Origin of the sequence: Conexibacter woesei Iso977N (assembly GCF_000424625.1) — a bacterium.
GTDB classification, from domain to species: Bacteria; Actinomycetota; Thermoleophilia; order Solirubrobacterales; family Solirubrobacteraceae; genus Baekduia; species Baekduia woesei_A.
The window spans coordinates 345,085-363,339 of sequence record NZ_AUKG01000004.1 but is presented as its reverse complement, the minus strand read 5'-3'; the positions used below and the strand labels follow the sequence as shown (position 1 = coordinate 363,339).

Below are 18,255 nucleotides of genomic sequence, written 5' to 3'. Positions count from 1 at the left end.
CGGCGACATCCCGCCCAGCTCGTAGCATCCTGCCGCAGTGACGACCGAGGCACCACCACGCACCAGCGCGGCCGCGCCTCGCCGATCGTTCGCGCGCAACACCGCGATCTTCAGCATCCTGACCGGCCTCAGCCGGATCGCGGGCCTGATGCGCGAGGTGCTGGCGTCCAGCTACTTCGGCCTCAGCCCGGCGTTCAGCGCGTTCACGCTGGCCTTCTACATCCCGAACGTCGTCCGCAGCCTCTTCGCGGACTCGGCGCTCTCCGCCGCCTTCGTCCCGGTCTTCACCGAGCTGCTGGAGGAGAACAAGAAGCGCGAGGCGTTCCGGCTGGCCTCCACGCTGTTCATGGTGATGCTGATCGCCCTCGGCGTCATCACGATCCTCTTCATCCTCGCCGCGGGCCTGATCGTCCCGCTCTTCACCGGCTCCGAGTTCACGACGGCGATGACGGACCTCTCCGTCGGCCTCAGCCGCGTGATGTTCCCGATCGTCCTGATCCTCGGCCTCAACGGGCTGACCGTCGGGATCCTCCAAGCCTACGACCACTTCACGATCCCCGCGCTCTCGCCGCTGGTCTGGAACGTGGTCATCATGGTGTTCCTGGTCTTCGGCCGGCCGTTCTTCTCCGACGACCTGTACGCCTACGCCGTCGGCATCCTGATCGGGACCGCCGTGCAGTTCGTCATGGCCCTGCCGACGCTGCGCAAGGTCGGCTTCCACTTCGAGTTCCACTTCAACTACCGGGACCCGCGCGTCAAGCACGTCTTCGCGCTGATGCTCCCGGTCTGCATCGGCCTCGGCCTGATCAACTTCAACGTCTTCGCCAACTCGATCCTCGGCGGCTACGTCTCGACCGAGGCGCCCCGTGCGATCGACGCCGCGTTCCGCATCTACATGCTCCCGCAGGGCATGTTCTCCGTCGCGATCGCGACGGTCCTGTTCCCGCAGCTCTCCCGCCTCGCCGCCCGCAAGGACCTGCCCGGGCTGCGCAACACGGTGGACAACGGGCTGCGGCTCATCTTCCTCATGTTGCTGCCCGCCACCGCGGCGACGCTGGTCCTGAGCACCCCCATCACGCGCCTCGTCTTCCAGCGCGGCGCCTTCGACGCCTCCGACACCGAGCTGGTCGCCACCGCGCTGTTCTGGTTCTCCTTCAGCCTGCCGTTCAGCGGCGTGAACCTCCTGCTGACGAGAACCTTCTTCTCCCTCCAGCGCCCCTGGCTCGTCACCTACCTGAGCGTGGGCAACCTCATCGTCAACGTCGGCGTCTCGATCATCTTCGTGGCGATGGGCTTCGGCGTCGGCGGCATCGTCGCGGGCACCGCGATCGCCGACATCGTCATGGCCGCCGCCCAGTTCTACGTGTTGCGCGGCGAGCTCAGGAACCCGCTCAACCTCAAGGAGACCGCCGAGATGGTCTTCGGGATGCTGATCGCGGCGGCGTGGTTCGGGATCGTCACCTACGCCTCGTGGGCCGTCCTGGACTGGGTCTTCGGCCGCGACCTGATCGGCCAGATCATCTCCGTCGGCGGCAGCCTGGCGCTCGGCTCGTTCGCCTACATCCGGGTCGTCCTGGCGATGCGGATCCCCGAGGCCGAGCAGCTGCACCGGCTCGTGCAGCGCCGCCGGGCAGCCACGACGTAGCGCCCTCTATCCTGGGCGGCCGCTTGTCCGACCAGAGCCGCATCCGCAACTTCTCCATCATCGCCCACATCGACCACGGCAAGTCGACGCTGGCCGATCGCATCCTGGAGATGACCCAGACCGTGGCCTCGCGCGACATGCGCGAGCAGCTGCTCGACTCCATGGAGCTGGAGCGCGAGCGTGGCATCACGATCAAGTCCCAGGCCGTCCGCGTGTACTACACGGCCAAGGACGGCGTGACCTACCAGTTCCACCTGATCGACACGCCCGGCCACGTCGACTTCACCTACGAGGTGTCGCGGTCGCTCGCCGCGTGCGAGGGCGCGCTGCTGGTCGTCGACGCCTCCCAGGGCGTCGAGGCCCAGACCGTCGCCAACACCTACCTGGCGGTCGACGCGGGCCTGGAGCTGATCCCCTGCCTCAACAAGATCGACCTGCCGGGCGCCGAGCCCGAGCGCGTCGCGGGCGAGGTCAGCGAGCTGATCGGCGAGGACCCGGACTCGATCCTCATCATCTCCGGCAAGACCGGCGCCGGCGTGACCGAGGTCCTGGAGCAGCTCGTCGAGCGCGTCCCCGCGCCGACCGGCGACCCGGACGCCCCGGCGCGCGCGCTGATCTTCGACTCCGAGTTCGACCAGTACCGCGGCGTCGTCGCCTACATCCGCGTGGTCGACGGCATCTTCAAGAAGGGCGAGGCCATCCGCGCGATGGCCGCCGGCACCGAGGCCGACATCGACGAGATCGGGTTCTTCACGCCCGCCATGACGCCGATCAAGGAGCTCGGCCCGGGCGAGGTGGGGTACTTGATCACCGGCATCAAGGACGTGACCCTGCTGAGGGTCGGCGACACGCTGACGACCAAGCACAGGGGCGCGACCGAGCCGCTGCCCGGCTACCGCGACGTCAAGCCGATGGTCTTCTGCGGGCTCTTCCCGATCAACAACGATGACTACCCGGACTTCCGCGATGCCTTGGAGAAGTTGTCGCTGAACGACGCCGCGCTGGCGTGGGAGCCGGAGACGTCGGACGCCCTCGGCTTCGGCTTCCGCTGCGGCTTCCTCGGGCTGCTCCACATGGACATCGTGCGCGAGCGCCTGGAGCGCGAGTACGACCTGGAGCTGATGGCGACGATGCCGTCGGTGTCGTTCGAGGTCACGATGACCGACGGGACCGTGATCGAGGTCCACAACCCGTCCGACATGCCCGATCCCGCGCGGATCCAGGAGATCCGCGAGCCCTACATCAAGGCGTCGATCCTCCTGCCCAAGGAGTTCGTCGGCGTGACGATGGAGCTGTGCCAGGAGCGCCGCGGCGAGCACGCGGGCATGCACTACCTCAGCGCCGACCGCGTCCAGCTGCACTACGACCTGCCGCTCAGCGAGGTCGTGCTCGACTTCTTCGACCAGTTGAAGTCCCGGACCAGGGGCTACGCGTCGCTGGACTACGAGGTGCTGGGCCTGCGCCCGTCCAAGCTCGCCAAGCTCGACGTGCTGCTGGCGGGCGACGTGGTCGACGCGCTGTCGATGGTCGTCCACCGCGACAAGGCCTACGACGTCGGTCGTCAGCTGACCGAGAAGCTGCGCGCGAAGATCCCGCGCCAGCAGTTCGACGTGCCGATCCAGGCGGCGATCGGCTCGGCGATCATCGCCCGCGAGACCGTGAAGGCCTACCGCAAGGACGTCACCGCCAAGTGCTACGGCGGCGACATCTCCCGCAAGCGCAAGCTGCTGGAGCGCCAGAAGGAAGGCAAGAAGCGCATGAAGCAGGTCGGCCGCATCGAGGTTCCGCAGGAGGCGTTCCTGGCGGTGCTCGAATTGGGCGACGACAGGTCGTCGTCGAAGTAGCGCGGCGGCGCCGCCCCGCGCGGCGCCTCAGGCCAGGTCGCCGCGCCGGCGGGCACGGGTGGCGAGCGTGACGAGGTGGTCGGCGAGCGCGCGGCCGTCGGGCGTGAGGCGCCAGGCGGCGTCGCGCTCCGCGACGAGCCCGTTGCGCCGCAGCTCCTCCAGGTGCTCGGCGGCGTCGTGGTCCGGCGCGCGCAGCGGCGCCTCGCGCAGCGTCCACAGCAGCTCCACCACCGCACGGCGGCCGAGCACGACGAGCAGCTCGTTGACGGGGTGCGCGGTGGTCATGGACGGCCGCGCAGCATCGCAGAGCGCACGGTCGTAGAGTCGCGGTCCATGGATCTCGGACTCGACGGGCGCGTGTGCGTCGTGACCGGCGCCTCGCGCGGGATCGGCCTCGCCGCCGCGCAGCGGCTGGCGCAGGAGGGCGGGCGCGTGCTGATGGTCGCGCGCAGCGAGGACGCGCTGGCCGAGGCAGCGACGGGCATCGACGGCGCGGAGTGGATCGCCGCCGACGTGACCGACCCGGACTGCGCGCGCCGGATCGTCGCGACCGCGACCGAGCAACTTGGTGGCCTCGACGTCCTGATCAACAACGCCGGGTTCTCCAAGAACATCGGTTTGGACGAGCTGACCGAGGACGACTGGCGCGAGCAACATGAGGTCCATGTGATGGCGCCGATGCGGCTGATGCGCCTGGCCGCGCCGCTGATGGCCGCGCGCGGGTGGGGCCGGATCGTCAACGTCGCGTCGTCGTCGGGCAAGCGCCCGTCGGCGTCGAACATGGCCTACTCGGTCGCCAAGGCCGGGCAGCTCTCGGTCTCGCGCGCGTTCGCCGACGTGTACGCCAGGGACGGCGTGCTGGTCAACGCGGTCACGCCGGGGCCGACCGCGACCGGGCTGTGGACCGGCGACGGCGGCCTGGCCGATCAGGTCGCGGCGGTGAGCGGGACGACCCGCGACGAGGCGCTGGCCGCGGCGGCGAGGAAGATCCCGCGGGGCCGGCTGGGCGACGTGCAGGACGTCGCCGACGTCGTCGTCTTCCTGTGCTCGGAGCGCGCCGGGAACGTCGCGGGCGCGGCGTGGTCGGCCGACGGCGGGTCAGTCAACATCATCATCTAGCGCCGCGGGCTCGCGCTTGACGAGGATCTCGACGGGGCCGCCCGCGCCGAGGCGCGCGCCTTCGTCGGCCGCGTGCTGGGCCAGGCGCGGCGCGTCGGCGCCCAACGCGGTCGCGGCCGCGACCTTCGCGGCGAGCGCGTCCTCCGACGCCGGGACCGCCACGACCTCGCCGGCGCCCAGCGGCGCGCCGGGTGTGCGGCGCAGCGCGTAGGGGAGATCGAGCCAGCGCAGGCGCGGGAGCTCCAGCTCGTCCAGGGCGCGCTCGACGACGAGGTGGTCGACGTGGCCGGTCAGGCCGAGCGGCGCGAGGATCAGGTCCGGCTCCAGCTTGCCGAGCGCGATCGCCAGGACCGAGGCCGCGACCCTCGCGGTGTCCTCGTCGCCCCTGCGGAAGCCGTCGTGCGCGGCGAGGTGCTCGTAGCCGCGCAGCGCGGCGGGCTCCAGCGCGAGGTGGACGACGCCGGAGAGCCCCAAGGCGGCCGCGGCCGCCGCGTCGTCCGGGTCGCCGTCCTGCGTGAAGACGCTGACGACGACCACCGGATGGCCGTCGGCGGCGTGGCGGTGCAGGGTCGCGCCGGCCGACTGGACGGCGTCGGACAGCGTGGGGGCGACGGCGACGATCGTGCTCACGCCGGCGATGGTGCCACGGCCCGCGTCACTGCGCGGCCACCTTCGCGAGCCTGCGCACGCCCTCGACGAGGTCGGGTGCGGGCGCGCCGGCGAAGGTCAGGCGCACGTGCGGTCCGGGCGGCTCGGCGGCGAACCACGGCCGGCCGGGGGAGACGAGCACGCCCGCCGCTGCGGCCCGCGCGGTCAGCGCGATGTCGTCGGCGTCGTCGGGCAGGCGCAGCCAGACGTGGAAGCCGCCGGCCGGGACGACCTGCAGCTGCCAGTCCGGGAGGTGCTCGCCGAGCGCGGCGGTCAGCGCGTCGCGGCGGACGCGCAGCTCCGCGCGCAGGCGCTTGAGGTGGCGGCGCCAGGCGGGCGCGGAGATCAGCTCCAGCGTTGCATGTTGTAGGGGTCCGGAGACGAAGAAGTCGTCGATGATCCGGGCGGCCTTGATGCGCGCGCCGGCCGCGCCGCGGGCCGACACCGCGGCGATCCGCAGGCCGGGCGCGGCGGACTTCGTGAGGCTGCGCAGGTAGACGACGTGGCCGTCGGGGTCGTCGGAGGCCAGCGGTGGCGGGGCCTCGCCGTCGATCCGCAGGTCGCGCGCCCAGTCGTCCTCGATCAGGAACGCGCCCGCCGCCCGGACCGCGTCGAGGACCGCGGCGCGCCGGTGCGGCGCGAGCGTCGCGCCGGTCGGGTTGGCGTGCAGAGGCTGGCAGTAGAAGACGCGCGCGCCGGTCAGCGCGAAGGCGGCGGCGAGGAGGTCCGGGCGAACGCCGTCGGCGTCGGTCGGGACCGGGACCGCGCGCAGGCCCGCGGAGCGCAGCGCCGAGATCGCGCCGAGGTAGGTCGGCGACTCGACCAGGACCGGCTCGCCGGGCGCGGCGAGGGCGCGGAACGCGGTCGCCAGCGCGGGCTGGCCGCCGGAGCAGATGACGACGTCGTGGCCGCGGACGTGACCGCCCGCTTCCCGCGCGAACCACTCGCGCAGCGGCTGCAGGCCTTCGACCGCGAGGCGTCCCCACGGCTCCGGCCGGCGCGCGGCGCGACCGAGCGCGGCGCCCAGCGCGGCGACGGGCTGAAGATCGGGATGGAGGTACCCACCGGTGAGCGGGATCGCACCATCGGGCGGCAGGGCGAGCAGCGCGTCGAGCGGCGCGGCCTGCAGCGGCGGCCGGTCGGCGAGCGCGACCTCCTGCCAGCCGAGGTCCGGCGCCTTCTCGGTGGTCGCGCGCTTCTCGGCGACGAACGTGCCTCGTCCCGGTCGCGGGACGACGAGCCCCTCACCGGCCAGGCGCGACAGCGCACGCTGCACCGTGACCGGTGAAGCGCGATGCCGAGCCATCAGCTCACGCACGGAAGGCAGGCGGCTGCCCGGGGGGAGGGCACGGGCAGCCGTCCGCACATCCTCGATAACACGCGATTCTGTGTTACCGTCAATCATGAGTACGAGGAGTAACGCTACAGGGCGCGGCGGAGTAACGCAAGGGGAATTGCAGAATTCTTCTATGGGTTGCTCCGATGCCTTGCAGTCAACGGCCTCGCAACCTCGCCCGGTCGTGTCGGGCGACCCGGCCGAGGACCTCCGAGCAGCCGCTCCGAGCGCCAACCGTTACTCCAAAACGGGCGCACTTGGTAGAAAGCGTTACTCGCCCGAAGCACCCGCAGTCAGCGAGCCCCAGCCGACGCGGCTCGGCCGCGCGAGCGCGCTTCCGCCCGGGTTGTTGTTGGGGTTCTTGGGTGTCCTCGGCTTCTCGTTCTCGCTGCCGGCGACGCGGCTCGCCGTCCGCGATCTCGATCCGTGGGTCGTCGCGTTCGGGCGGGCGGTCGTTGCCGGCGTCTTGGCGATCGTGGTGTTGCGGATCACGCGGGCCAGGAGGCCGGACGTGGGGCAGTGGCCGAGCCTCGGCGTCGTCGCGCTCGGCGTCATCGTCGGGTTCCCGCTGCTGACGTCGCTGGCGCTGCACCACGTCCCGGCCTCGCACGGCGCGGTCGTCGTCGGGGTCCTGCCGGCGATGACGGCGGCCTTCGCGGTCCTGCGCGCGGGTGAGCGGCCGACGAAGGCGTTCTGGGGCGCCAGCGCGTTCGGGCTCGCGGCGGTCGTCGGCTTCGCGCTCAGCCAGGGCGGCGGCGACCTGAGCGGCCCGGACGTGGAGCTGCTCGGGGCGGTCGTCCTGTGCGCGCTCGGCTACGCGGAGGGCGGACGGCTCGCGCGCGACCTCGGCGGCGCCAACACGATCTGCTGGGCGCTCGTCGCCGCGCTCCCCGCCACGACCGTGATCGCCGCCATCGCCACGGCGCAGAGCGGCCTGCACGCCGGCACCACGAGCTGGCTCGGCTTCGCCTACGTCTCGCTGATCTCCATGTTCCTCGGCTTCTTCGCCTGGTACGGCGGCCTCGCCCGCGGCGGCGTCGCCAAGATCGGCCAGGTCCAGCTCTCCCAGCCGGTCCTGACCCTCACCTGGTCGGCGCTGATCCTCGGCGAGCACATCTCCCCGGGAACCGCCGCCGCCGCGCTCATCGTCCTCACCGCCGTCGTCGCGACCCAGCACACGCGCGTCACCTAGCATCCGCGCGCAATGGAGCCACCCATCGGCAAGACGTACCCGCCGGTCCTGTACGCGGTCGGGCGCGAGAAGGTGAAGGAGTACGCCCGCGCGGTCGGGGAGACCAACCCGCTGCACCTCGACCACGAGGCCGCGCGTGCCGCGGGCTACGCGGACGTCGTCGCGCCGCCGATGTTCGCGGTCGTCTACTGCTCGCAGGCGATCATGCCCGCCTACTTCGACCCCGAGCTGGAGATCGACTTCGCCCGCCTCGTCCACGGCGGCCAGGAGTTCAAGTGGGGCCCGCTGGTCGTCGCCGGCGACGAGATCACGACGACGGTCTCCGTCAAGTCCGTCGAGCACCGCGCCGGCAACGGCTTCTTCACGTTCGAGTCCGTCTCCACCAACCAGGACGGCCACACCGTCTCCGTGGGGACCTGGACCAACATCGTCCGAGGGTGAGCGACCACATGCACTTCGAAGCAGGCCAGGACCTCCCCGAGCTGAAGGTCACGCCCGACCGCTACGTCACCGTCCGCTACGCGGGCGCCTCCGGCGACTTCAACCCGATCCACATCGACGAGGAGTTCGCCCAGCAGGTCGGCCTCCCCGGCCGGATCCTCCACGGCCTCTGGACGATGGCCCAGGTCGCCCGCGCCCACACCGACGCCGCCGGCGGCCCCCACACGCTCAAGCGCCTGAGCGTCGGCTTCCGCGGCATGGGCGTCCTCGAAGAGGAGCTGACCGTCACCGCCAGGGTCACCAAGGTCGACGACGACGGCACCGTCCACGTGTCCTCCGAGGCGACCCAGGCCGGCACCGCGATCGTCCGCCGCGGCGACGCGGACCTCCGCCTCTAGCCGGGCTCGTCCTCGCGCTGCCGCAGCCTCCACTCGACCTCGCCGCGCAGCGGTCGGTCGGGCTGCTTCTCCCACCCCGAGTAGGGCAGCTCGGTGCGGTGCTCGACCTCCAGCGCGTCGCCGCCGTCGAAGCCCTCCGGCAGCTGCGTCACGCCGAGGTCCTGCCGCGCGCGTCGCCGCCAGTGGCGCGCATGCATGGCCTTGCGCCGCGGGATCCACTTCCGTGAGGCGTGCGGCGACTCGCCATAGGCGTCCCGGTGATCGCGGTCCAGCGACAGCTCCTTCTTCTCGCGCGGGGTCCTGCGGCGGCGTGGCATCGCGCTCGTTCCTACCCCTTCTAGACTGAAGCTCACGTTGCTCTCGCCCCGTCAAGAGCTGCTCATGCGCAAGGTCGTCGAGGCGTACTCGGAGACCGGCCTGCCCGTGGGCTCCAGGACCCTCGCCGCCGACATCGACATCGAAGCCGGCCCGTCGACGATCCGCAACGAGCTGTCGATGCTCGAGGAGCACGGCCTGCTCGCGCACCCACACACCTCCGCGGGCCGCATCCCCACCGACGCGGGGCACCGCTGGTACGTCGACCAGCTCCGGCGCGGCACCATGCTCGTCCCCGCGCCCAAGCCGCTCGGCCTGCAGCTGATCCGCCGCGAGGTCGACGAGGCGATGCGCGTGACGAGCGAGACGCTCTCCCAGGTCACCAACCTGCTGGCGATCGTCTCCGCGCCCCCGATCGACACCGCCACGATCCGCCACGTCGAGGTCCTGCTGCTGCAGCCGCAGGTCCTGATGGTCGTCGTGATCACGTCGACCGGCGGCGTCACCAAGCGCGTGTTCACCTTCGACCGCCCGGTCGACCCCGGCCTCGCCTCCTGGGCGGGCCAGTTCCTGGACGAGCGCCTCAACGGCGTCGGCCTCGGCGCGCGGATGCTCGCCAAGCGCCTCAATGACCCATCGCTCAGGGACACCGAGCGCTCGTTCCTGGAGCACCTGATGCCGGTCTTCACCGCCCTGGCCGAGACCGCCGAGGACACGCTCTACGTGGACGGCACCGCGCGCCTGATCGGCGAGCACCGCGTCCAGGACCTCGCGCAGATCAACGACCTGATGAGCATGCTCGAACGGCGGGCAACGCTGCTCGGCCTGCTGCGCGTCGCGCTCCAGGAGCCGGACGTCCTGGTCCGGATCGGCTCCGAGAACGAGGCCCCGGCGCTGCAGTCGCTGGCGGTCGTGGGCGCCGGCTACGGCCTGCCCGCACGCAAGCTTGGGACCGTGTCGGTCATCGGCCCGGTCCGCATGGACTACGCCCGCGCCATCCGCTCCGTGCGCGAGGCGGCGTTCGAACTTTCCCGATTCATCGAGGACGTGTACGGAACTTGAGCTCCACCATGCCCAGCGACCCCTATGAGTTGCTCGGGGTCCCCAGGGATGCCGACGAGACCACGATCAAGAAGGCGTTCCGCAGGCTCGCGCGCGAGCTGCACCCGGACGTCAACAGCCACGACCCGGACGCCGAGGAGAAGTTCAAGGCCGCGGCGACGGCCTACGAGATCCTCAGCGACTCGGAGCGCCGCGCGACCTACGACCGCTACGGCCACGAGGGCCTGCGCTCCGGCGGCCAGGCCCCGAACTTCGACGGCTTCGGCAACGTCGGCGACATCTTCAACGCGTTCTTCGGCGAGGCCTTCGGCGGCGCGTTCGGCGGCGGCGCCCGGACCGGCCCGCGCCAGGGCGAGGACGTCGCGGTCGCGGTCGAGATCGACCTCGGGCAGGCCTACCGCGGCGCCAGGGTCGAGGTGACGTTCGAGGCGATCGATCGCTGCGAGCACTGCCACGGCAACGGCGCCGAGCCCGGGACCCCGATCACCACGTGCGACAAGTGCGGCGGCAACGGGATCCTGCAGGCGGTGACGCGGTCGCCGTTCGGCCAGGTCGTGCGCCAGGTCGCGTGCGACAAGTGCGGCGGCGAGGGCAAGATCCCGGAGCAGCCGTGCGAGACCTGCGACGGCCGCGGCCTCGTCGTCGGCCATCGCCGTCTTGAGGTCGACATCCCCGCGGGCATCGCCGACGGCCAGCGGATCCGCCTGAGCGGCCGCGGCCACGCGGGCGAGCGCGGCGGCCCGCCCGGCGACCTCTACGTCGTCGTCCAGGTCGCGCTCGGCGACGGCTGGCTGCGCGACGAGGACGACCTCGTCACGGTCACCGACCTCGCGGCGCCGCACGCCGCGCTGGGCACGAGCGTCGAGATCCCGCACCCCGACGGCGACGTCACGGTCGAGATCCCGGCCGGCACGCAGCCGGGCGCGGTCCTCACCGTCAAGGGCAAGGGCATGCCGATGCTGCGCCGCCAGGGCCGCTTCGGCGACCTGCGCGTGGTCGCCAACGTCGTGATCCCGCGCCGCCTGACCGCCCAGCAGCGCCAGGCGCTGGAGGCGTTCGCCGAGACGATCACGCCCGAGCAGCTGCGCAACGACGACGACTCGATGGTCGGCAAGCTGCGCCGGCTGTTCCACCGTTAAGTGATTCGCCTCGCCATCCGCGTCCGCCGCGAGGACGCGGAGGTCGTGCTGGCCGAGCTGCTGCCGCTGGCGCCGTCGGGCGTCGAGGAGTCGGAGCTGGACCAAGGCAATGTCATCGAGTACGCGGTCTACGGCGCGCCGGGCGAGCTGCCGGAACTGCCGGACGTCGAGGCCGCGGTCGGCGGCGCGCTGGTCGAGGTCGTCACGACCGAGGTCGCCGACGACTGGGCCGACCGCTGGCGCGCGTTCCACAGGCCGATCGAGGTGGCGGGCAGGTTGTACGTGCGCCCGCCGTGGGAGCCGGAGCGGACCGACATGATGGACCTGGTCATCGACCCAGGCCAGGCCTTCGGGACCGGCGCGCACCACACGACGCGGCTGTGCCTGGAGATCCTCGCGGAGGAGCCGCTGCCGTCCGATCCGCAAGCGCGCGGCGTCATGGACCTCGGCTGCGGCTCGGGCGTCCTGGCGATCGCGGCGGGCAAGTTGGGGTGGTCGCCGCTGGCGGGCGTAGATCATGAACTTGAATCCGTCCGCGCGACCGCCGAGAACGCCGCGGCCAACGGGGTGGAGGTCCACGCCGAGCGCTTCGACCTGATCCGCGGCGGCGCCGCGCCGTCCGCACCGCTGGTCCTGGCGAACCTCCTGCGGCCGCTGCTGCTCTGCGTCGCGCGCGCCGGGTTCCGCGACAACAACGTCCCGGACCTCCTGATCGCCTCCGGCCTCCTGGCCACCGAGGCCGACGAGATCGCCGCCGCCTTCGCCCGCCACGGCCTCGTCGAGACCGACCGGCGCCAGAGCGCGGAATGGTCCGCGCTGGCACTGCGACGACCCGTTTAGGCGTGTAGCCACTCAAGTTTCTGGCCGATCGGTCGATCCCGGGACGGCCATGAGAACGGCCCTCCGGCTCCTCGATCCCCTCGGCGCGCTGCTCGCGCGCCTGCGCGTCTCGCGCCAGCTCGCCGTGCTCGGGGTGGTCCTGCTGATCCCGGCGGTCCTCGCCGGGCGCGCCTACCACGACGCGCAGCAGACGCAGATCGACTTCTCCGCCGCCGAGCAGACCGGCGTCACCGCGCTCGGTCCGGCCAACGACCTCGTCGTCGCCACCGTCCGCGCGCGTAGCGCCGCCGTCGCGGCCGCCGCGAGCGGCAGGCCGGTCCCGGACGCCGACGTCGCCGCGCTGAAGGCCGCGGTCGCCGCCGGCGACAGGGCGGACCAGCAGGTCGGCGCGCAGCTCGGCGCCCGCGCCGCCTGGGCGAAGGCGCGCACGGCCGTCCTCGCCGTCACCGTCCCGCGCGCCGCGGGCGATCTCGACGCCGCCGGGGCGCTCAACACCTACACCAAGGCCGTCGACGCCGCGCTCGGCTGGGTCACCGAGGTCGGCAACGCCTCCAACCTGATCCTCGACCCGGACCTCGACTCCTACTACGTGATGGACGCGCTGGTCACCAAGGCGCCCGCCGTGGCCGCCGAGGCCGGCCTCGGCGCCGATCGCCAGCTCGCGCTCTCCCAGCTCCCGGGCGGTGGCACGCTGACCGACCACATCAAGCTGGCCTCCGACGCCGGCGCGGTCACGACCAACCTGGAGGCCCTGCTCGCGGGCCTGGCCACGTCCTACGGCTCGACCAAGGACACCAACCTGAAGCCCGCCGTCGCGCCCGCCGCGACGACGATGGCAAGCGCGTCGCGCACGCTCGGCGACGACCTCGCCGCCGCCGCCCGCACCACGACCGTCAACACGGACAACATGGTGTCGAGCACCGCGGCGCTCACCGCCGTCCAGCGCTTCGAGCACGCCACGACGCCCGCGCTCTCACGCCTACTCGCCGCGCGCGTCGACCGCTTCAGAACCGCCGAGCGCCACGTGCTGATCGGCTGCGCGCTCGCGCTCCTGCTCGCGCTGGTGCTGTTCGCCACGCTGTGGCGCTCGCTGACCCGGACGCTGCGCTACCTCACGGTCGTCGCGCGCGCCGCCGCGCAGGGCGACCTCAGCAAGGACATCAACATGGCCGGCCGCCGCGACGAGCTCGGCGAGCTGGGCCGCGCGTTCATCGCGATGGGCGAGCACCAGCGCGAGCAGGTCGCGGTCGCCGAGCGCGTCGCCGCGGGCGACCTGACGACCGCGGTCGTCCCGGCCTCCGAGCACGACGCCCTCGGCGTCGCGCTGCGCGACATGACCGGCGGGCTGACCGAGGTCGTCGAGCGCCTCGCCGCCACATCGGGTCGACTCACGTCGTCCGCCGGCGACCTCGCCGAGGGCTCCGAGCAGACCGGCCGCGCGATGGACGAGATCGCCCGCGCGACCGAGGAGGTCGCGGTCGGTGCCGAGCGCCAGGTGCGCGCGGTCACCGCGACCAGCGAGGCGACGCAGGCGATGAGCGCGGCCGCCGCGGCCGGCGTCACCGGCGCCCGCGAGGCGACGACCGCCGCCCACGACGCGCAGGAGACCGCGCGCCGCGGCGGCGCCGTCGTGGCCGACGCGACCGGCGCGATGGCCGAGATCGGCGCGGCGTCGCAGCGCGTCGCCGAGGCCGTCGAGCGCCTCGCGGTCAAGAGCGACCGCGTCAACGGGATCGTCGAGACGATCACCGAGATCGCGGGCCAGACCAACCTGTTGGCCTTGAACGCCGCGATCGAGGCGGCCCGCGCCGGCGAGGAGGGCCGCGGCTTCGCGGTCGTCGCCGAGGAGGTCCGGCGCCTGGCCGAGCAGACCGCCGCCGCGGCCGGCCAGGTCGGCACGCTGGTCGGCGAGATCCAGGACGACACGGCCGCCGCGACGACCGAGGCGCGCACCGGCCGCGAGCGCACGACCGCCGGCGCGGACCGGATCGTCCAGGCCCAGGAGGCGTTCGCCGCGATCGAGACCGCGATGGCGTCGCTGGCCGAGCGGATCGGCACGGTCGCCGCGCGCAACGACGAGGTCGCCGCGGGCGCCGAGCGGGCCCGCAGCGAGGTCACCCAGGTCGTCTCGATCGCCGAGCGCACGAGCGCCGCCACCGAGCAGGTCTCCTCGACCGCCCAGCAGACGACCGCCTCCGGCCAGGAGATCGCGGCGGCCGCCGCGGGCCTGGCGACGATCGCCACCGAGCTCGACGAGCTGGTCGGGCGCTTCACGCTCGCTGCGTAGCCCACCATCAAGCCACGCGCCGTCGCTGCGGCCGCCATCAAGTCACGCGCGTTGTCGTTGCCGGCGGCGCGTTTGTTGGGCCCGCGGCGTCGGCCTTTGTTCTGCGGGTGGCGTGGGTTGAGGGCGCTGCGCTGATCGTCGTCGTCTCTGGCGGGGCGGTTGGTGTTGCTCTTTGCCGTCATCCGTTGCCATCAAGCCACGCGTGTCGTCGTAGACGGCAGCGCTTCTTGCTGTGGCCGCGCCGTCAGCTTCCGTTCTGCGGACGGCACGGTTGAGTGCGCTTCGCTGATCGTCGCCGTCGCTGGCAGCGCGACCGGTGGCGGTCTTCGCCGTGATCCATCCGCCACGGGTCACGCATGGTTGTTTGCGGCAGGCTTACGGCTACACCGAAGACATCTTCGGGCATTCGGCGGATTCCTCGCTCCACACTCGCGCGTCCTCCGGTCGTCCCGCGCTCGATTGGCGCGGCAACCCCAGCGACCCCGGCGAACATGGACGGACCTTGACATGAATCAGCGTCACGGTTTAGTTCAGGGGCGAACACTGCGGACCCGGAACTCACGTAAATCCCCCGGCAGGGGGACGCTGCGCCGATAGGGCGTAAGCGGCCTGACCTAAAGTCCCCCAGTAGGGGGCCGGATGACGGTTGCGCTCAGGTTGAGTCGCGCGCATGCATACCGATAAGGCCTACGTGACAGCGGATTTGGGAACCGACGGCGAGCGGCTCGGAGCGAGGGCTCGCGGTCAAACGAACGGCATCGGCCTCTGCGCGCGCGACCTTGAACGCCTCGGACACGGTCCGAACGTGGACACCGGCACGAAGCCCATCAACCGCGCGCGTTCGAGCAGTCCAAGCGGCCTGACCACCGCAACTCAGCGCGAGACATCGCGTGACGGCGCGTCCGACGTGCCGATGCAGAAGGCATGGTCACGCCGAAGTCGGGAAGTCGCACGGAGCGGTCCGAAGCTAGATCGGCCTCGTCGTCAACGTCGTTGGAAATGCCCGTTACTCCAAACCGCGACAACGCGCCGTGCGCGCCTCACGATGGCTTGATGACCGTGCACGGAAGCGACACCAGCGACTTTTTGAACGCCCTTTGTATGCGGGCCTTCGCTCTTCCGCCGGCCATCCCGGCTGCCTTCGCCGACGTCCCGCTTTGGGCGCGGCCCGTTCTACTCGCTCCCGCCGCGTGGGTTGCAGCGGAGAGCGCATGGACCTACAGCGTCGGGCAGCGCATCGAACGCGCTCAGATGCGGCGGGCGGCGAGCGCTTCCGGCGATCCGCCATCGTTGCCTGGGCCGCCGACCAGATCTTCGGGTGGATGATGCGCTGCGCGCCTGCGCGCTCGTACTCCTCGCGCGCGACATTCCGTGCGTCGGTCATCGGCAGCCACCGACGGCCTGCCTCCTCGGTCATGATCGCGGCCGTCTTGCGCACGGAGCTCTCGTGGCGGATGAGGTCGAAAACGCGAGTGACCTCGGCGGCAGAGACTGGGCCAACCTCAATGCCGGACGCTTTCCGACTAGCCAACGCCGGTATCCGTGTGGCAGCTCCACGCCCTCCTTCCGGCCGTGAGAGTGGTGTTTGGCCGCGACGTTTTGTCCGGCCTTATGCGTGCGACGATCGTATGTGGCAAGTGGGTAGTCCAGGCACCCGTCACCCGCGAGCCCGGCCAGTTCTTCTACAACTAGAACCCCGCGAGGGCGAATGCTGAAGTGGCACGACCGTCCGCAGCGAGGCGTACCGTAGCCATGTACATGTCCAATCCGTATGACTTCAAGCGGATTCAAGACACGCTTCGAACGTCGGCGATCGTGTCGCCGGAGATCTTGGAGTCGTTTCGCAGGTCGGCGATCGTGTCGCCGGAGATCTTGGAGTCGTTTCGCAGGTCGGCGATCGTGTCGCCGGAGATCCTGGAGTCGTTCCGCAGGTCGGTGACCCTTTCGCCGGACGTCGTGAGGACGCTGAAGGAAGCAACACGGTTGCCGACCGCGAACTGGGACGACTTCTTTGTTCGGGTTACGTTGCCGCGCGACGAGTGGCGCGCGGCCCTGGGTGCGATGGCGGATTCAATCGCCTCCGTCCCGGTAGCGGTTCCCGAAGCTTGGGCCGCCGCGGTTGACGACACGCTCACCGAACTCGAAGACGCTGAGATCGATGAGACGGCGGACGAAGCTAGTCCGTGGTACGCGCGACTGACCGTGCGCCAGCGCGTGCTTCTGGTGGTGCACTTCCAAGCAGTTCTCGAAGCCCTCGCTCAATTCATCGAAGACAACGGCGGTGGCTCTATTCCGCCGGCCGTGCGCTCGGGCGTCGTTCTCATCGCAACGACGCTCGCGGCAATACTCGCAACGATGGACGGTCGAGACGACCTCAACGAGTAGCGACAACCGTAGCTACTCCCCCGCCACGACGCTGGCGTAATGCGCTCCGGCTCCCATTTCACGCAGCCCGGCTGCTGTGCGCAGGACTCCCGGACGCGCTCATCATCGCGAGCACGGCGAAACCGTGCGAAAGGCGGACTCCACGCGCTTTGTCGTGGTCGGCAGCGCGTCTTGTTGAGCGTGCGACGTCGGTTTCTGCTCTGCGGGCGGCGTCCGGTGGCGCTCTCCGCATAGCTCCGGCGCCCTGTGGGCACCGACATGATGGTGAACGCCGTCGCGCCTCCGGAGCAGTCGGTCCCTGAGCAGCACCGCCTCGGCCTGCCCTCGACCGTCGCGCTCGTCGTCGGCGGGATCGTCGGGACCGGCATCTTCGGGATCCCGGCCGCGGTCGCGAGCTACGGCTGGCTGACGATCCCGGCGTTCGTGATCGTCGGCGCGGGGTCGATCGCGATCGCGCTGGCCTTCGCGCAGCTGGTCCGGCGCACCGACCGCAGCGGCGGGCCCTACCGCTACGCCGACGACGCGTTCGGGCCGTTCGCCGGGTTCCTGGCCGCGTGGACCTACTGGATCCAGGGCTGGACCGGGCACGCCACGATCAGCGTGGCCGGCGCCGGGTACCTCGCGACGCTGATCGGCGCGGGCGACGGGAAGGGCACGACGCTGGCGCTCTCGAGCGTCATCCTCGTCCTGCCGGTCCTCAACAACCTGATCGGGACGCGCTCGGTCGGCGCGGCGGTGCTGAGCACCACGATCATCAAGATCGCCGCGCTGGCGATCGTCGCGGTCGCCGGCCTGCTCACGTTCGACTCCGGCAACGTCGGCCACGTCACCGCGCACGGCGGCTCGGTCGCCCACGCGCTGCCGGCCTGCTGCGCGCTGCTGCTGTTCTCGTTCCTGGGCATGGAGGGCGCGGCGGTCGCGACCGACCGCGTCAAGGACCCGCACAAGAACGTGCCGCGCGCGATCGTCGGCGGCGTGATCGGCGTCGCCGTGCTCTACCTCGCGGGCACGCTGGCGGTGCAGGGGACGCTCCCGCAGGACACGCTCGCGCAGTCGAGCGCGCCGTTCGCCGACGCCGCGCGCGAGCTGTTCGGCGGCGACTGGGCGGCGAAGACGATGGCGGCGGTCGCGGTGCTCTCCGCGCTCGGCTCGCTCAACGGCTGGAACATGGTCAACGCCGAGATGGTCGCGGGCGCGGCGCGCGACGGCGTCTTCCCGCCGATCGCCGGCACGCGCGACCGGCGCGGGATCCCGGTGCTCGCGTTGATCGTCAACGCCGCGCTGGCGATCGTCCTGATCCTCGCCAACGCGGCGGGCGACGCGCTGTCGTTGTTCACCACCTTGGCGTTGTTGTCCACCTTCGTCTACGTCTTCGGCTACGTGTTGAGCGTCGCCGCCGAGCTGCTGCACGCGCTCACCGACGACACCGGGACCGCCCAGGTCTCCAAGCCCCGCGTCGCCACCGCGACGCTGGCGCTGGCCTTCGCGATCTGGATGGCGGGTGCGGCGGGGCCGAGCGCGGTGCGCGCCGGGACCGTCCTGGTCCTGTTGGGCGTTGTCGCGTACGTGCTCACCCGCTGGCGCGCGCTGCGGCGCTAGGGTCG

Annotated in this window: 16 protein-coding genes; 12 read left to right on the top strand and 4 right to left on the bottom strand. The window is 71.6% G+C overall.

What is annotated here, in order from left to right:
* Positions 1-37: 37 nt before the first annotated feature.
* Together murJ and lepA are read left to right on the top strand one after the other, a co-directional pair.
* Complete coding sequence (murJ, locus tag H030_RS0126215) at positions 38-1,645, top strand: murein biosynthesis integral membrane protein MurJ (RefSeq protein ID WP_027008314.1); 1,608 nt, start codon at positions 38-40, stop codon at positions 1,643-1,645.
* A gap of 23 nt (positions 1,646-1,668) precedes the next feature.
* The gene (gene lepA, locus H030_RS0126210; protein WP_027008313.1) at positions 1,669-3,489 is read left to right on the top strand and encodes a translation elongation factor 4; all 1,821 of its coding nucleotides are present in this window, start codon (positions 1,669-1,671) and stop codon (positions 3,487-3,489) included.
* 27 nt (positions 3,490-3,516) lie between these two features.
* On the opposite strand, the gene H030_RS0126205 is transcribed toward lepA, so the two are convergent.
* The gene (locus tag H030_RS0126205) at positions 3,517-3,774 is read right to left on the bottom strand and encodes a hypothetical protein (RefSeq protein WP_027008312.1); all 258 of its coding nucleotides are present in this window, start codon (positions 3,772-3,774) and stop codon (positions 3,517-3,519) included.
* A gap of 48 nt (positions 3,775-3,822) precedes the next feature.
* On the opposite strand from H030_RS0126205, the gene H030_RS0126200 reads away from it, so the two are divergent.
* Complete coding sequence (locus tag H030_RS0126200) at positions 3,823-4,608, top strand: SDR family NAD(P)-dependent oxidoreductase (protein ID WP_027008311.1); 786 nt, start codon at positions 3,823-3,825, stop codon at positions 4,606-4,608.
* On the opposite strand, the gene H030_RS35395 is transcribed toward H030_RS0126200, so the two are convergent.
* Both H030_RS35395 and H030_RS0126190 read right to left on the bottom strand, forming a co-directional pair.
* A complete protein-coding gene (locus H030_RS35395) occupies positions 4,588-5,238 on the bottom strand; it encodes a PIG-L family deacetylase (protein ID WP_051223777.1) in 651 nt (216 codons plus the stop codon). The genes H030_RS0126200 and H030_RS35395 overlap by 21 nt on opposite strands.
* 25 nt (positions 5,239-5,263) lie before the next feature.
* Positions 5,264-6,661: a PLP-dependent aminotransferase family protein gene (locus H030_RS0126190; protein ID WP_027008310.1), complete on the bottom strand. Its 1,398-nt coding sequence runs from the start codon at positions 6,659-6,661 to the stop codon at positions 5,264-5,266.
* A gap of 277 nt (positions 6,662-6,938) precedes the next feature.
* Here H030_RS0126190 and H030_RS38680 point away from each other — a divergent pair, with 277 nt between their 5' ends.
* Genes H030_RS38680 through H030_RS0126175 form a run of 3 tightly spaced genes read left to right on the top strand, consistent with a single transcriptional unit; the run spans position 6,939 to position 8,623 of the window.
* Positions 6,939-7,784 (top strand): DMT family transporter, encoded by an 846-nt coding sequence (locus tag H030_RS38680; protein ID WP_051223776.1) that lies wholly within the window; start codon positions 6,939-6,941, stop codon positions 7,782-7,784.
* Between the two features lie 12 nt (positions 7,785-7,796).
* A complete protein-coding gene (locus H030_RS39415) occupies positions 7,797-8,225 on the top strand; it encodes a MaoC family dehydratase N-terminal domain-containing protein (RefSeq protein WP_027008309.1) in 429 nt (142 codons plus the stop codon).
* Positions 8,226-8,233: 8 nt separating this feature from the next.
* A complete protein-coding gene (locus tag H030_RS0126175) occupies positions 8,234-8,623 on the top strand; it encodes a MaoC/PaaZ C-terminal domain-containing protein (RefSeq protein WP_035130139.1) in 390 nt (129 codons plus the stop codon).
* Here H030_RS0126175 and H030_RS0126170 read toward each other — a convergent pair.
* Entirely contained in the window at positions 8,620-8,940 is a 321-nt protein-coding gene (locus H030_RS0126170; RefSeq protein ID WP_027008307.1) for a hypothetical protein, read from the bottom strand. The genes H030_RS0126175 and H030_RS0126170 overlap by 4 nt on opposite strands.
* Before the next feature lie 37 nt (positions 8,941-8,977).
* Here H030_RS0126170 and hrcA point away from each other — a divergent pair, with 37 nt between their 5' ends.
* From hrcA to H030_RS35380, 6 genes are all read left to right on the top strand, one after another.
* Positions 8,978-10,000, top strand: coding sequence for a heat-inducible transcriptional repressor HrcA (gene hrcA / locus H030_RS0126165; protein WP_027008306.1), 1,023 nt, complete (start codon positions 8,978-8,980; stop codon positions 9,998-10,000).
* An 8-nt stretch (positions 10,001-10,008) separates the two neighbouring features.
* A complete protein-coding gene (dnaJ, locus tag H030_RS0126160) occupies positions 10,009-11,139 on the top strand; it encodes a molecular chaperone DnaJ (RefSeq protein ID WP_035129855.1) in 1,131 nt (376 codons plus the stop codon).
* Positions 11,140-11,979: a 50S ribosomal protein L11 methyltransferase gene (locus H030_RS0126155; RefSeq protein WP_027008304.1), complete on the top strand. Its 840-nt coding sequence runs from the start codon at positions 11,140-11,142 to the stop codon at positions 11,977-11,979.
* Between the two features lie 49 nt (positions 11,980-12,028).
* Complete coding sequence (locus H030_RS35385) at positions 12,029-14,266, top strand: methyl-accepting chemotaxis protein (protein WP_035129852.1); 2,238 nt, start codon at positions 12,029-12,031, stop codon at positions 14,264-14,266.
* Between the two features lie 1,758 nt (positions 14,267-16,024).
* Positions 16,025-16,651, top strand: coding sequence for a hypothetical protein (locus H030_RS0126140; protein ID WP_155892285.1), 627 nt, complete (start codon positions 16,025-16,027; stop codon positions 16,649-16,651).
* 258 nt (positions 16,652-16,909) lie between these two features.
* Positions 16,910-18,250: an APC family permease gene (locus H030_RS35380; RefSeq protein WP_231398545.1), complete on the top strand. Its 1,341-nt coding sequence runs from the start codon at positions 16,910-16,912 to the stop codon at positions 18,248-18,250.
* Positions 18,251-18,255 lie beyond the last annotated feature (5 nt).

Coding starts and splice junctions, on each gene's coding strand:
- H030_RS0126205 (WP_027008312.1), bottom strand. CDS start 3,774: ATGACCACCGCGCACCCCGTCAACGAGCTGCTCGTCGTGCTCGGCCGC.
- H030_RS0126200 (WP_027008311.1), top strand. CDS start 3,823: ATGGATCTCGGACTCGACGGGCGCGTGTGCGTCGTGACCGGCGCCTCG.
- H030_RS0126190 (WP_027008310.1), bottom strand. CDS start 6,661: ATGATTGACGGTAACACAGAATCGCGTGTTATCGAGGATGTGCGGACG.
- H030_RS39415 (WP_027008309.1), top strand. CDS start 7,797: ATGGAGCCACCCATCGGCAAGACGTACCCGCCGGTCCTGTACGCGGTC.
- H030_RS0126175 (WP_035130139.1), top strand. CDS start 8,234: ATGCACTTCGAAGCAGGCCAGGACCTCCCCGAGCTGAAGGTCACGCCC.
- H030_RS0126170 (WP_027008307.1), bottom strand. CDS start 8,940: ATGCCACGCCGCCGCAGGACCCCGCGCGAGAAGAAGGAGCTGTCGCTG.
- dnaJ (WP_035129855.1), top strand. CDS start 10,009: ATGCCCAGCGACCCCTATGAGTTGCTCGGGGTCCCCAGGGATGCCGAC.
- H030_RS35385 (WP_035129852.1), top strand. CDS start 12,029: ATGAGAACGGCCCTCCGGCTCCTCGATCCCCTCGGCGCGCTGCTCGCG.
- H030_RS0126140 (WP_155892285.1), top strand. CDS start 16,025: ATGTCCAATCCGTATGACTTCAAGCGGATTCAAGACACGCTTCGAACG.
- H030_RS35380 (WP_231398545.1), top strand. CDS start 16,910: ATGATGGTGAACGCCGTCGCGCCTCCGGAGCAGTCGGTCCCTGAGCAG.